At 38.0% G+C, this 14,430-nt stretch carries 15 protein-coding genes and 1 riboswitch; of the genes, 13 read left to right on the top strand and 2 right to left on the bottom strand.

Translation table 11 applies throughout. The features are described from left to right. A partial coding sequence (locus BM137_RS05695) for a hypothetical protein (RefSeq protein WP_143084238.1) occupies positions 1-268 on the bottom strand: 268 nt, incomplete at its 3' end. Positions 269-515: 247 nt separating this feature from the next. Here BM137_RS05695 and BM137_RS05690 point away from each other — a divergent pair. From BM137_RS05690 to BM137_RS05635, 12 genes are all read left to right on the top strand, one after another. Then, entirely contained in the window at positions 516-1,571 is a 1,056-nt protein-coding gene (locus BM137_RS05690) for an aspartate-semialdehyde dehydrogenase (RefSeq protein ID WP_092480197.1), read from the top strand. A 24-nt stretch (positions 1,572-1,595) separates the two neighbouring features. Beyond that, positions 1,596-2,468: a 4-hydroxy-tetrahydrodipicolinate synthase gene (gene dapA, locus BM137_RS05685; protein WP_092480196.1), complete on the top strand. Its 873-nt coding sequence runs from the start codon at positions 1,596-1,598 to the stop codon at positions 2,466-2,468. 32 nt (positions 2,469-2,500) lie between these two features. Next, entirely contained in the window at positions 2,501-4,186 is a 1,686-nt protein-coding gene (locus BM137_RS05680) for a ribonuclease J (RefSeq protein WP_092480195.1), read from the top strand. A 72-nt stretch (positions 4,187-4,258) separates the two neighbouring features. After that, on the top strand, positions 4,259-4,921 hold the full coding sequence (locus tag BM137_RS05675; RefSeq protein WP_092480194.1) for an HD domain-containing protein: 663 nt from the start codon (positions 4,259-4,261) through the stop codon (positions 4,919-4,921). A gap of 96 nt (positions 4,922-5,017) precedes the next feature. Next, the gene (locus BM137_RS05670) at positions 5,018-5,497 is read left to right on the top strand and encodes a GNAT family N-acetyltransferase (protein ID WP_092480193.1); all 480 of its coding nucleotides are present in this window, start codon (positions 5,018-5,020) and stop codon (positions 5,495-5,497) included. Positions 5,498-5,580: 83 nt separating this feature from the next. After that, positions 5,581-5,683: riboswitch (TPP riboswitch) on the top strand. 77 nt (positions 5,684-5,760) lie between these two features. Further along, positions 5,761-6,330, top strand: coding sequence for an energy-coupled thiamine transporter ThiT (gene thiT / locus BM137_RS05665; protein ID WP_092480192.1), 570 nt, complete (start codon positions 5,761-5,763; stop codon positions 6,328-6,330). 129 nt (positions 6,331-6,459) lie between these two features. After that, positions 6,460-7,623, top strand: a complete 1,164-nt coding sequence (locus tag BM137_RS05660; protein ID WP_092480191.1) for a site-2 protease family protein — start codon at positions 6,460-6,462, stop codon at positions 7,621-7,623. 115 nt (positions 7,624-7,738) lie between these two features. After that, entirely contained in the window at positions 7,739-9,190 is a 1,452-nt protein-coding gene (gene cls, locus BM137_RS05655; RefSeq protein WP_092480190.1) for a cardiolipin synthase, read from the top strand. A gap of 213 nt (positions 9,191-9,403) precedes the next feature. Then, the gene (locus BM137_RS05650) at positions 9,404-10,579 is read left to right on the top strand and encodes a betaine/proline/choline family ABC transporter ATP-binding protein (RefSeq protein WP_092480189.1); all 1,176 of its coding nucleotides are present in this window, start codon (positions 9,404-9,406) and stop codon (positions 10,577-10,579) included. Positions 10,580-10,594: 15 nt separating this feature from the next. Beyond that, positions 10,595-11,230: an ABC transporter permease gene (locus BM137_RS05645; RefSeq protein WP_092480188.1), complete on the top strand. Its 636-nt coding sequence runs from the start codon at positions 10,595-10,597 to the stop codon at positions 11,228-11,230. Positions 11,231-11,241: 11 nt separating this feature from the next. Continuing rightward, positions 11,242-12,195 (top strand): osmoprotectant ABC transporter substrate-binding protein, encoded by a 954-nt coding sequence (locus BM137_RS05640; protein WP_092480187.1) that lies wholly within the window; start codon positions 11,242-11,244, stop codon positions 12,193-12,195. A gap of 1 nt (position 12,196) precedes the next feature. Then, positions 12,197-12,895, top strand: coding sequence for an ABC transporter permease (locus BM137_RS05635; RefSeq protein ID WP_092480186.1), 699 nt, complete (start codon positions 12,197-12,199; stop codon positions 12,893-12,895). 54 nt (positions 12,896-12,949) lie between these two features. Here the strand turns inward: BM137_RS05635 and BM137_RS05630 are convergent, their stop codons facing one another. Continuing rightward, positions 12,950-13,276: a hypothetical protein gene (locus tag BM137_RS05630; protein WP_092480185.1), complete on the bottom strand. Its 327-nt coding sequence runs from the start codon at positions 13,274-13,276 to the stop codon at positions 12,950-12,952. A gap of 148 nt (positions 13,277-13,424) precedes the next feature. Here BM137_RS05630 and BM137_RS05625 point away from each other — a divergent pair, with 148 nt between their 5' ends. Then, positions 13,425-14,294, top strand: coding sequence for a DegV family protein (locus tag BM137_RS05625; protein WP_092480184.1), 870 nt, complete (start codon positions 13,425-13,427; stop codon positions 14,292-14,294). The last annotated feature ends 136 nt before the right edge of the window (positions 14,295-14,430 follow it).

The following is a 14,430-nucleotide window of genomic DNA, read 5'->3' as shown; positions in this document are numbered from 1 at the left end:
GAGCTAATTGTTTGATAGGCGTGCCTGCATTGAAGTATTCTCGAACAATTGTCTCTTTAATTTCTTTACTGTACTGATTGTTTCGAGCTGTGGTTTGTATTCCCGAAAGGCCATGCTCTTGATATCTAAGGACTTTTTGACCGAAGGCCGAATCCGTTAACGATAATCCATGCTCTTTACTTAACTCTTTAAAACTTACACCTTCTTCAAGATATAACAGAATATATCTCTCAAGCTCATCAATAGTATGTTTGCGGTTAGAACGCATAAAAAATCCCCCTAGAGTAGTTTACTTTTTTAAGTGTCTACTTTAGGGGGAGCATATCAGATATTCAGTAAGGCTTTTTTACGTTATAAAACCATTGAAACGTAAGCAGTAAAGCAACTAGACTGATGTTTACCGATGACGAAAGTTTTTGTTTGGTATGATTTCACAGTGAATTATGATAAAATGAATAATGGTACTATTCGTAAGTTTGAATAAAAGATAAAAGTTTAGAAGTAGGAGTGAGATTATGAATGGATATTCAGTAGCAGTAGTTGGCGCAACAGGAGCAGTAGGGACAAAAATTATCAAGATGCTGGAAAATGCAGCTTTTCCAATCAAAGAAGTAAGATTACTCTCTTCTAAGCGTTCAGCTGGTAAAAAACTGGTGTTTAAAGATACCGAAATCGAAGTTCAAGAAACAACTGAAGATTCATTCAGTGGAATAGATATTGCTTTATTTAGTGCAGGAGGAGACATCTCTAAAAAATTCGCTCCAGAAGCCGTCAAACATGGGGCAATTGTCATTGACAATACAAGTGCTTACCGCATGGACCCAGAAGTTCCTTTGGTTGTACCTGAAGTCAATCCTGAGGCATTGGAAAAACATTCTGGTATAATTGCCAATCCTAATTGCTCAACGATCCAAATGGTTGCAGCATTGCATCCAATACGAAAAGCATTTGGACTGGACAGAGTAATCGTTTCAACATACCAAGCAGTCAGTGGAGCAGGAAACTCGGCATTGAAAGAAATGTATGATCAAGCTCAGCAGATGATGGATGATAAACCTTACGAGGCTAACATTTTACCAGCTGGCGGAGATAAAAAACATTTTCCTATTGCTTTCAATGCTTTGCCCCAAATCGATGTATTTGACGAAAAAGGGTATACAAAAGAAGAATGGAAAATGACCAACGAGACTAAAAAAATCATGGGCGATGATGCGATAAAATTATCTGCTACATGTGTGCGTATCCCGGTTGCTTATGGACATTCAGAATCTGTGTATATCGAAGTCAAAGACACGACTGCTTCAGTGGAGAAGATTCGAGATATTTTAAGAAAAGCTCCAGGGGTAACATTAGAAGACGACCCAAGCGAACAAATGTATCCTACTGCATTGACTGCTGAAAACAAAAAAGATGTTTTTGTCGGTCGGATTCGTAAAGACTTGGATGATGAAGCAGGTTACCATATGTGGATCGTTTCAGACAATCTATTAAAAGGTGCAGCATGGAATACTGTTCAAATTGCAGAAAAAATGCACGAATTGAATTTGATTCAGCCATTATCTAACAAATAGACTAAAGCTAGAGGAGGACATAATTTGGATATCCAACAAGCAAGTATCATTACAGCAATGGTTACGCCGTTTGATCATGAGAACAATATCGATTTCAGCAAATTAGAAAAACTGATTGATCATTTGATTGCAACGGGTACTCAAGGAATTGTAGTTGGCGGAACAACTGGTGAGTCTCCTACACTTTCTCACGATGAAAAATTGACATTGTACCAACAGACAGTGGAATTTGCAGCAGGACGTGTCCCGATCATAGCAGGAACAGGATCAAATAATACTGCTGAAACGATTTCTTTTACACAAGAAGTAGCGAAAATTAAAGGAATTGATGCAGCATTGGTGGTAACTCCTTACTATAATAAACCGAATCAAGCTGGGTTATACGCTCACTTTGAAGCGGTAGCAAAAAGTACGGATCTGCCGATCATTATTTACAATGTTCCAGGAAGAACCAGTGTCTCCATAGAACCGGCTACAACGATTCGTTTGTCCGCTATTGAAACTATTATTGGGGTCAAAGAATGTGTCGGAATTGAAGCCATGAGTGAAATCATTTCCCATACGGATGCTGACTTTTTAGTTTATACTGGTGAAGATGCATTATCCTTACCAGCTAAGGCGATTGGTGCAAATGGTGTGATCTCCGTAGCGAGCCAAGTTTTCGGCAAAGAGATGAAAGAAATGTACGATGCATTTGAAGCGGGTAAATTAACAGAGGCAGCAAAACTGTCCCGTGAGTTGATCCCGAAAATGGATGCGTTGTTTTCAGTTCCTTCTCCTGCACCAACAAAATTTTTATTAAATCATCAAGGAATTGATGTTGGCGGAGTAAGGTTGCCTCTAGTAGAGTGCACAACTGAAGAAGAAAAGGTAATTTTATCAACTTGTATTAAATAAACTATTGGAAAATTGATTGAAGAGGTGAAGTAATGAGCAAAATTAAAGTGATTCCACTTGGTGGCGTACGTGAAAATGGAAAGAATATGTACGTAGTGGAAGTAGATGAAGAAATTTTTGTATTGGATTGCGGATTGATGTATCCAGAAACGGAATTATTCGGGATTGATGTAGTGATTCCAAATTTTGATTATTTGGAGGAAAATAAAGATAGAGTAACTGGGGTATTCTTGACTCATGGTCATGAGGATGCTATTGGAGCTTTACCTTATTTCTTGCAAAAATTTAATGTTCCCGTTTTCGGTACAGAGCTGACTATCGAATTAGCAAAAATGAGTGTAGAAGAAAAAGGTCAATCGATCAAATTTGACGATTACCACGTTATTGATGAACAAACCGAAATTGAATTTAACAATGCTGTAATCAGCTTCTTTAGAACAACTCATTCGATTCCTGATTCAGTAGGGATCGTTGTAAAAACTGAAGAAGGAAGTATTGTGTATACAGGAAACTTCAAATTTGATCAAAGTGCACAACCAATGTACAAAACCGATTTAAACCGTATTAGTGATATCGGAAGAGAAAAAGTGTTGGCTTTATTAAGCGACTCAAGTGAAGCAGAAAGTCCAGTTGAAAACGTGAGCGACTTGAAAGTGGCGGAAGAGGTACTAGATACCTTCCAAAACACTTCAAGCAGAATCATCGTCGCTGCTGTTGCCAGCAACATTTTGAGAATTCAACAAGTTTTTGATGCGGCTCACCGTTCAAAACGTAAAATCTTTATCACAGGGAAAAACTTGGAAGAGATTGTAGAAAAAGCATTGAAAATGAATAAATTGCAATTGCCAAGTGACGATTTGATCGTTCCAGTCAAAGACATAGACAAATACGAAGATCATGAAATCGTTGTGCTTGAAACCGGCAGCACTGGGGAACCTATCAAGACGCTGCAACGTATGGCTAAAGGTAAGCATCCGCAAGTGAATATCCAAGAAGGCGATTTGGTGTATATCGTTACTAGTCCTTCTCACGAAATGGAAGTAACGGTTGCGACTACAGAGAATATGGTTTACCGTGCTGGAGGGGCTGTAAAACAAATTACAGACAACTTAAAAGCTTCTGGTCACGCGACACCAAATGATTTGAAATTGATGATCAACTTGATCCATCCTGAGTATTTTATTCCGGTAACTGGTGAATACAGAATGTTGGCTGCTCATGCTGATCTAGCCCATGAAGTAGGAATGTCTTACAAGAATATCATTATTCCTGGAAAAGGCGACATCATCGAATACTCTCACAACCGTTTCACGATGTCTGGACAAGTAGAGTCCGGTAATACAATGGTAGATGGGATCGGAATCGGTGATATCGGAAACATCGTATTGCGCGATCGTAAATTATTGTCTCAAGACGGTATTCTAATTGCTGTTGTAACGATCAACCGTAGAACGAAAGAAATTACTTCTGGTCCAGAAGTAATGACGCGCGGATTTGTATACGTGAAAGAAAATACTCCATTGATCGAACAAAGCAGTGAATTAGTGAGAAAAGTTGTTGAGGAAAATCTGCAGCAAAATGAATTTGAATGGGGTGCTTTGAAGCAAGATATCAGAGACTCTTTAAGTAAATTCTTGTTCGATAAAACGCGCAGAAGACCTGTGATTCTTCCAATTATTATGGAAGCCAGCTCTAACAAAAATAAGAAACAAAAATAAATGCAATTAAGGCTAGGACATCACATGTCCTAGCCTTATTTTAAAATAATAATGAAGAAAGCAGGTGTATTTATGGAAAAACAACAAGAAGAAATTATCGCATTAACGGAACAATTTGTAGCAGACTTATTTCAAAATGATGCTTCAGGACATGATTGGTGGCATATCCACCGAGTAAGGAACTTAGCTAAACAAATGGCAGCAGAAGAACCCGGACCGGTAAATGCTTTTGTTTGCGAGATGGCAGCTTTGCTGCATGATGTTCCAGACGATAAACTAGTTAAAAATGCTGCAGAAGGTGAAAAACGGTTGATGGATTGGCTGAACCAATTTTCTTTGCCTAAAGAGATCCAAGAGCAGATTCTTTTTATAGTGTTGAATCTATCTTATAAAGGTGGGACCAATAAAGTGCAGCTCGACTCTATTGAAGGAATGCTGGTGCAGGATGCGGATCGTTTAGACGCTATTGGTGCAATTGGGATCGCACGGACTATGGCTTTTTCGGGTTCACGAGGACGTCTGATTCATGATCCGTCTAAAAAACCGAGAGAATCTATGAGTTACGAAGAATACCGTTCAGGAGACGATACAGCCATCATGCATTTTTATGAAAAACTGTTGAAGTTGAAAGATACGATGAATACACAAACTGGAAAAGTCTTTGCACAAAGAAGACATGAATATATGGAGACTTTTCTAGAAGAATTTTACTTAGAGTGGGATGGATTGAGGTAAGAAGAAAAAAACGAATAGAAGGCTTATCAAGAGACTTTCGAACTTGTCATCTGTTATTCTTGAATCAATAACTTAAAGGGAACAGGGTGTGTGGGGATGGAAACTATACAGTTGAGAGAAGCTATGATCGAAGATATACCTAAGTTGGAAAATTATGCGATCGAGTCAAATACTTACATGATCAAACCAATGGATGCTCTAACAGAAAGTTTGCACGAAACTGGAAAACATCCTATATTGATTTTAAAAGGAAACGATTTAGTCGGATTCTTTATTCTACAATTTGGCATAGGCGTTTCTCGCTATACGGATAATCCTAACGCCGTTTTATTTAAAGCGCACTCTATCGATTTGAGGTATCAAAGTCAAGGGTATGCAAAAAAATCGTTAGAGCTGTTACCGGATTATGTGCGAGAGTATTATCCAGATGTGGATGAAATCGTTTTATCCGTAGCTGTAGACAACATCAGCAGCCAAATGTTATACGTGCGTTCTGGTTTTCTAAATAGCTTGAAAAGAATAAATATAAACGATAAAGTTGAATACGTACTAGCTAAAAAAGTGAAATCGCATTAAGAATCCCTATCCAGAATCGGTCTGATATTGACAATTCAAAGACTTTTCGTTACACTGAACAAGGAATAAAAATTGAATGAACATCCATCACAAAGGGGAGCTGAAAAGCTGAGATTGAATCGATTCGATTCTGACCCTTCGAACCTGTTCGTTAGTACGAGCGTAGGAATTGTGACGGAGAGCGAAAGTATTTATATATATACTTAAGTAATCTCCTCCTTTGTTGTTTGGCATTGTTCAAATTATAAGGGAGGAGTTTTTTTATGCGCAACAAAAATTTTAGTGTGTGGATGGAAGGAACGATTATAGCCGCTTTGGCAATCGTATTGTCTTTGATTCCAACAAATATAGGGCCGTCGTTTACCGTTTCATTAGGTATGATACCATTGACGCTCTATGCTTTTAGAAGAGGACTTGTACCAGCTGTTTATGCTGGTTTTTTATGGGGGATCTTGCATTTTGTGATAGGAAATGCCTATATCTTGAGTCCGCTGCAAGGATTTATTGAATATTTTATTGCATTTGCATTTGCTGGATTTGGAGGGTTATTTGCCAAAAAAGTCCAATCACTTAGTGAAGAAAACCGAGTACATCAGTTAAACTTATTTATTGTTTTGGGGACGTTTACTGGTACCATGGCTCGATTTTTCTGGCATTTTGTAGCCGGGTATTACTTCTGGGGAAGTTACGCGCCAGAAGGAATGGGTGCTTTTGTCTATTCTTTTATCACACAAATCTTAAGCGGTGTTATTACTGCTGTCGTTGCGAGTATGATTTTGATAGTGATCCAAAAAACAACGCCAAGATTATTTATCACAAAGACAGTTGCATAAACCATAAAGAAAACAGGTGTAAAGCCTGTTTTTTTTATTTTTGAGAGCAATTGACTTTTATAAAAGAATACTTCATGATGGATAAAAAGCGTTATCAAAAGACTGTGAAATGCAAGAGGAGGCCGATAGATGGAACGTATAAAGACTAAAAATAAGAAGAAAAGTCCATTGCTTAAAAATATCTTATTTCTTTCACTGAGTATGGGAGTTGGATTACTATTAGGTGTATTTGGTGCTGTATTTTTACCTGAGACAGTTTTGGAATGGAATGTTTTGCATTTAGTTATGGGGATAATTTTTTTCTGTTTGTGTTACTTCTTACATATTTTAATTCATGAGTTAGGACATTTGATTTTTGGACTATTAACAGGTTATTCGTTTGTTTCTTTTCGAGTAGGAAGTTTTACGCTCATCAAGGAAGATGGGAAATTCAAGCGTAAAAAATTTCATCTGCCGGGAACAGGTGGTCAGTGCTTGATGTCTCCGCCTGAGTATTCAGAAAGATCATTTCCATACATTATTTATAACTTAGGAGGCGTACTGCTGAATCTGGTCACATCGATCATAGCTTTAGGGATTATTGCGAGGATAGAGCAATTATCTGCTTTTGCTCTAGTTGGATGGCAATTATTTTTGGTTGCTGGTCTTTTTACAGCCGTGACGAATGGGATTCCGCTAAAAATAGGAGGTCTTCCAAATGACGGGCACAACATTTATTCTATAATGAAAAAGGAAGAAAATAAAAAAGCTTTTTTTACGCAATTGAAAATGAATGCCTTAATGACGCAAGGCATTCGTATCAAAGACATTCCTTTTGAAGAATTGTCTGTCAACGAGTTGAATGCCGGAACTAGTACATTGGAAGTGGCTATTCATATTTTGCAATACAATTGGTACCTAGATCGTTTAGACTTAAAAAAGGCTCAACAGAAATTAACGGAATTGTTGTCTTATATGGATAATTACCCTTTATTTTACAAGCAAGAATTAGCTTGCGAGCAATTGTTTTTGGCTTTGGTATCTCACGAAGATTCAGCAGTCATAGAAGAGCTGTATGATGACGAGCTGAAAACATATATCAAGAAGATGGGTTTTTTGCCGAATAAAAAACGGTTGCTGATGACTCTTGAAGCACACCATTATCAAAACAAAGAAGTCATGCAGCAATACTTTAAGCAACTATTGAAAACGGCTGAAACTTATCCTATAAGAGGAGAGGCAGAGATGGAGATCATGTTAGGGAACTGGGTGAAAGACTCAAAGACCGATTATGAAAACCAGCCGGGACATTGAAATAAGGAAAAATACTGATCAAGTGAGAATAAGTGTAGTATGATAGAGATATAAAACGATTCAGTTCGTTCATTTTACCTATAAGCAGGTAACTATTCGAAAAGAGGTGAGTTTATTGAGGTATGTTTTTTACTTTGTTTCATTGTTTTTAGCTATCAATAGTATTTTTGCAGCCATAACAGTGTTTCGTGAAAAACGGGATATTGCTGCAACATGGGCCTGGTTATTGGTCTTAAACCTTTTACCTGGGATAGGTTTTATCATCTATTTCTTTATTGGAAAAAAAATCTCCAAAGAAAAAATCTTTGATATTCAAGCGCAAGAGAGCATCGGTATGCCTGAACTGGTAGAAGCTCAAAAACAGATGCTGCTGGAAGAAGAGAGATTGCTGTCAAAAAAACAAGACACAGAGGATTCTAAAGAAATTACGAATTTATTCTTGGAAAGCAGCGAGTCTATTTTGACAAAAGGAAATCAAGTAGAGTTTTTCGTAGACGGAAAAGAAAAATTCAAGTCTCTTATTCGAGACATCTACCAAGCAGAAAATCATGTACATATGATTTATTATATTTTCCATAATGATTATATCGGCAACATGGTGTTAAAAGCTTTGGAAGACAGAGCTGCTGCCGGAGTAGAAGTTTTAGTCATTTACGATGCATTGGGTTCTAGGGCCTTGAAACTCGCTTCATTTAAACGCTTGATTGAGTTAGGTGGACGAGTGGAAACCTTTTTTGGTTCTAGATTAGGTTTAATCAACTTCAGGATCAACTTCCGTAATCACCGCAAAATTGTCGTAATTGACGGAAAGATCGGTTATATCGGCGGATTTAATGTAGGGAATGAGTATCTGGGGATGGATAAGAAATTTGGTTATTGGAGAGATACTCATTTGAAAATTGAAGGGAATGGGGTCTTGGCCTTGCAAAGCCGATTCATTATGGATTGGAATGCAGCCGTTCCGACAACTCCGTTAGAATATGAAGAAAAATATTTTCCTTATATTCCGCGTAAAGGCGAAACCAATCTTCAAATCGTTTCCAGCGGACCGGATACAGAAATACAGCAAATCAAAAAAGGGTACATCAAAATGATCAGTACAGCTGATGAGTCTGTCTACATCCAAACCCCTTATTTTGTTCCTGATGAAGCGTTGATAGAGACACTGCAGATAGCCGTTATGTCAGGAATCGACGTCAAGATTATGATTCCTAATAAACCTGACCATCCCTTTATTTATCAAGCTACGTTATCCTATGCTGCTCAAATGGTAGATGTAGGCGCGGAAGTTTACATTTACGAAAATGGATTCTTACACAGTAAAACCATCGTCATTGATGGAGAAATCTGTTCAGTAGGAACAGCTAATTTTGATATTAGAAGTTTCAAATTGAATTTTGAAGTCAATGCTTTTATGTATGATCCTTCAGTAGCTAAACAGCAGGAAAGTTATTTCTTTAAAGATATGGAGAAAAGCCGTTTGTTGACGAAAGAAGAAATTGAGAATCAGTCAAAGTGGGTCAAATTCAAACAAAGTTTTTCTCGTTTACTTTCACCGATCTTATAACAGAATAGATATCAAAAGGAGCGCAAATCAAATTTGCGTTCCTTTTTTTTCACCTAAATGGGAACGTGTTTTAGTTGTAAGTGTCATTTATCCAGCCTCTCTTATGAAATGGTACCATGAAAATTCTGTGAAAGCATGTTTTTTGCTATTCAGATCAGGTTATGCAACAATAAATGAGAGTGTGTGAAAAAACATCTAACGAGGTGAAAGAGAATGATTGAATTTAAAAATGTATCCAAAACATATAAAGATGGAACAAAAGCCGTAGAAAATATCAATTTAACGTTCAATGACGGAGAATTTATAGTGTTCATCGGAACTAGCGGGAGCGGAAAAACGACGTCTATGCGTATGATCAACCGGATGAACGAACCGACTAAAGGGCAAATCCTGATTGATGGAGAAGATATCATGAAAAAAGATCCGGTCGAGTTGAGGAGAGGAATAGGCTATGTTATCCAGCAAATCGGGTTGATGCCTCATATGACAGTCTATGACAACATCACGTTGGTGCCCAAGTTGTTAAAATGGCCGGAAGAGAAGAAAAGAGCTAAAGCAGAAGAATTGATCAAGCGGGTCGATTTGCCGGTTGAATTTTTGGATCGTTATCCAAACGAACTCTCAGGCGGGCAGCAACAACGGATCGGTGTTATTCGAGCACTAGCTGCTGATCAAGATATTATATTGATGGATGAGCCTTTTGGAGCTTTAGACCCTATCACAAGAGATGCGCTGCAAGAGTTGGTGAAACACTTGCAATCCGAAATGGGCCGTACAGTGGTTTTTGTTACTCATGATATGGATGAAGCATTGCAATTAGCTGACCGTATCGTCATCATGCAGCAAGGGAAAGTCGTTCAATTTGATACCCCGGACAATATACTGGCTAATCCTGCTAATAAATTCGTAGAAGATTTCCTCGGCGAAGATCGCTTGTTACAAGCTCGTCCTTCAATCCAAACGGTTGATCAAATCATGCTGAAAAATCCAGCATCTGTCACTCCAGGAAAATCTTTGCAAGATGCTATTCGTATCATGAGAGATCGTAAAATCGATTCCTTGTTTGTAACAGATGATTCAGGTGTGTTAAAAGGGTTAGTTGGATTGGAAGCAATCGACCGTTACCGAAAAACAGCTACAAGTGTCGGAGATGTCATGGAGCATGAAGTTCGTTTTGTTCGTTCCGGTACTTTGCTGCGCGATACAGTACAACGGATGTTGAAGATTGGGTTCAAAAACATCCCAGTAGTAGATCAAAATGATCGGTTGATTGGTTTAGTCACAAGAGGTTCTCTAGCGGAGATCGTATACGACAACATTTGGGGCGATATTGAAGACGCTAAAGACTTGCCGTTGGAAACTACCGCAGATATCAACTCGGGGCAATAGGAAGGATGAAGAGATATGATTGACTTTTTAACGAATAATGGTTCTCAATTATTGTTATTGACTTGGGAACATTTATATATATCTGGTATCGCTTTAGCCTTGGGGATCTTAGTAGCTGTTCCGATCGGAGTCTTGTTGACGCGTTATAAAAAAGTAGCCAGTGCATTTATTAGTGCGATAACGGTATTGCAAACTGTGCCTTCATTAGCTCTATTGGCTTTAATGATCCCGCTGTTCGGTGTAGGGAAAGTTCCTGCAGTCGTTGCGTTGTTTTTGTATTCCTTGATGCCGATTTTGAGAAACACGTATATCGGTATGGAAGGTGTCGATAAAGATTTGATTGATGCAGCTAAAGGGATGGGCATGACAAATAAACAATTGATCTTTTCAGTAGAGTTGCCGCAAGCAGCTCCTGTAATTATGGCTGGTATTCGACTGTCAGGTGTTTACGTCATTGCTTGGGCTACGTTAGCTTCTTATATCGGAGGCGGCGGTCTAGGAGACTTTATTTTTAATGGATTGAACTTATATATACCAGAGTTGATTATCGGTGGTACGATTCCTGTTACATTGTTAGCTTTGCTGGTAGATTTTCTGTTGGGTAAAGTAGAAGAAAAAGTTACACCAGTCAACTTGCGCACTGCGAAATAGGAGGATATAACATGAATAAGTTAAAAACGAAAAAAAGCTTCTTGTTGTCACTAGTCAGTGCAGGGGTATTAGCAGGTTGCGCCTTACCTGGTTTAGGCAGCGGAAGCGGAGAAGAAGGAATTACAGTAGCTGGAGTAACCTCTACAGAGGGATTGATCATGAGCTATGTAGTGGAAGGTATGATTGAACATTATATGGATGATTTGGACGTTCAAGTCATCAATAATTTAGGTTCTTCAACTGTTAGTCATCAAGCCTTGTTGAATGGGGATGCGAACATAGCAGGTGTAAAATACACTGGAACTTCATTAACTGGAGAATTAGGAGAAGACCCTATCACTGATCCCGAAAAAGCACTGGAAGTCGTAGTAGAAGGGTTTGATAAAGAGTTCGATCTAAAATGGTTCCCTTCCTATGGTTTTGCTAACTCCTATGCGTTCATGGTAACAAAAGAAACGGCCGAAGAATATGGTTTAGAAAAAATCAGTGATTTAGAACCTTATGCCTTAGAAATGAATGCCGGAGTAGACAACTCGTGGATAGAACGTGAAGGAGACGGGTATGATGCTTTTCTAGATACTTACGGCTTTGATTTTAATCGTGTCTATCCTATGCAGATAGGATTAGTATATGATGCGCTTCAAGCAGGAAGCATGGACATTATTTTAGGTTACTCTACAGATGGTCGGATAGCGAGTTACGATCTAGTTGTCCTAGAGGATGATTTACAGTTGTTTCCTCCTTACGACGCTAGCCCGTTAGCTACAAATGAGATACTGGAAACTTATCCCGAGTTGGAAGGCATCTTACTAAGAATGGAAGGCATGATAAGCGAAGAGCAAATGCAGGAAATGAATTATGAAGCAGATAATAATTTAAAAGAACCGAAAGTCGTAGCAGACGACTTTCTAGAAGACAATAATTACTTTGAAGACGGATCATCTAATACAGAAGGAGGCGAATAACATGGACCCTACACAAATGAATGTCATGGAGCAGCTATTTTATTATTATGCTCAAAACGGTTCTTATGTATGGAGCCAATTTTTTAGACACTTTCTGATGTCGATCTATGGTGTGCTATTCGCAGCTGTTATTGCTATCCCGATTGGTTTTTGGATCTCTAGACATCGTAAATTAGCGGGTTGGGTCATGGGAGCAGCTAATGTACTGCAGACTGTTCCGTCGTTAGCGATGTTGTCCATCGTCATGTTAGCATTTGGTCTGGGATCGACAACGGTTGTGATCACAATCTTTTTCTATTCTTTATTGCCTATATTGAAAAACACTTACGCCGGAGTCAGAAGCGTGGATGACAGCTTATTAGATACTGGTAAAGGGATGGGAATGACGAAAGGACAAGTGACTCTGATGATTGAATTGCCCTTAGCTTTATCTGTCATCATGGGAGGAATACGGAACGCCTTAGTAGTAGGTATTGGTATCGGAGCAATCGGTACATTTATTGGTGCTGGGGGATTAGGAGATATTATTGCCAGAGGAGTCAATGCTACTAATGGTGGTGCTATTATTTTAGCTGGAGCCATACCAACAGCTTTAATGGCAGTTATAGCCGATATCGTTTTAGGATTGATTGAAAAAAGACTAGATCCTACTCAAACTAAACGATTTTTTGAATCGAAAACAGTCGCGCCCAAAAAATAACGATAAAGAGACCAGATCAAAGGATCTGGTCTCTTATTTATTCGATAGGGTATATTAACGACCTGCATGATGAGTCAGGCGAACATAACGGATTTCATTCGGCTTGATGATAGACATTGTTTTTTTGTCGAGTGTAGATAAAACGATTTTTGATTGATCTTCTGGCGAAGTGATCAATTTTCCTGTATATTCGTGACAAACGGAGGAATCCATTCGATCAGTCGTTTGTATAGTAATGGATGTAGACTTTATGTAAGCCTGATTTAAGAAATAAATAATTTGTTCTGTTGGCATTTGCGGTAACACGGTCGGCGAGTTGTCTGTTAGAAAATTAGATAAGAATGAAAAAGCAGATAATTTTGCTGCACTATTTTTTCCCATGAATACGTCCTCCAAACATTTGTTCGTTTTCTATATTATACGAACAAATGTTCAATAATGCAAACTTTTATTTTCCCTTTTTAATTTTTGGAAAACCTGTCATAATAGAGCAGTGAATAAAAAATAAAAAAAAGTTGGAGTGAGTGGAATGAGTTATAAATTGATCACGGATTCTTGTTGCGATCTACCTTATACGTTTATCGAAGAACAAGATATCGATGTAGTGAATCTAACTGTTCACATGGATGGAAAAGAATTGGTTGACGATATGGGAAAATCTTTTGATCGCAATCAATTTTTTCTTGAATTAAAAAATGGGGCTGTTGCAACAACTTCTCAAATCAATATAGGAACTTATATTGATGTGTTCGAGAAGTATGTTAAAGCAGACATCCCTGTTTTGTATATTGCTTTTTCTTCAGCTTTGAGCGGTTCTTATAATAACGCTGTTACAGCTGTAGAACAATTAAAAGAAAACTATTCTCATGTAGATATTACAATAGTAGATTCTAAAGCGGCTTGTTTAGGAGAAGGCTTATTGGTCTATGAAGCTGCAATGCGAAAAGCGGATGGAGCTGCATTGGAAGAAGTTGCTCAGTGGCTGGAAGACAATAAAATGAGAGTACACTCTTGGGTAACGGTTGATGATATCAAACATTTGGAACGTGGAGGAAGAGTTTCTGCTCTATCTGCGACTATTGGAACCTTATTAAATGTGAAACCCATCATCATTGTAAATCCTGAAGGTGGATTAGTACCTTACGGAAAAGTCAGAGGGCGCAAAAAATCGTTGAGTTATTTAGTGAACAAAACGGTCGAAGGAATCGTTTCTCCTGAATCACAGACCATTTTCATTGGACACGTTGGAGTTCCAGAAGAAGCTGAAATGGTAAAACAAGAATTACAAAGCCAGTTGAATGTAAAAGACATAAAAATTTATCCATATGGACCTACAATTGCTTCACATACAGGATTTGGATCACTTTCTATCTTTTCGCTAGGAGAAGAAAGAAGATAAGTCAGTGACTTAAAGTTGGAATAATCTCACATTGTGATAAAATTAAGCTATTATTTTATTTTGATTTTTTTATAAATATTTAAAATTATAAAGATGTCCAAAGTGGAATTATTATATAAAGAGAAAATATTTTTTA

This window comes from Desemzia incerta (assembly GCF_900115825.1).
In the GTDB taxonomy this organism is placed as follows: Bacteria; Bacillota; Bacilli; order Lactobacillales; family Carnobacteriaceae; genus Desemzia; species Desemzia incerta.
The sequence above is the reverse complement of the archived record's forward strand: the minus strand, read 5'-3'. Positions and strand labels throughout refer to the sequence as shown.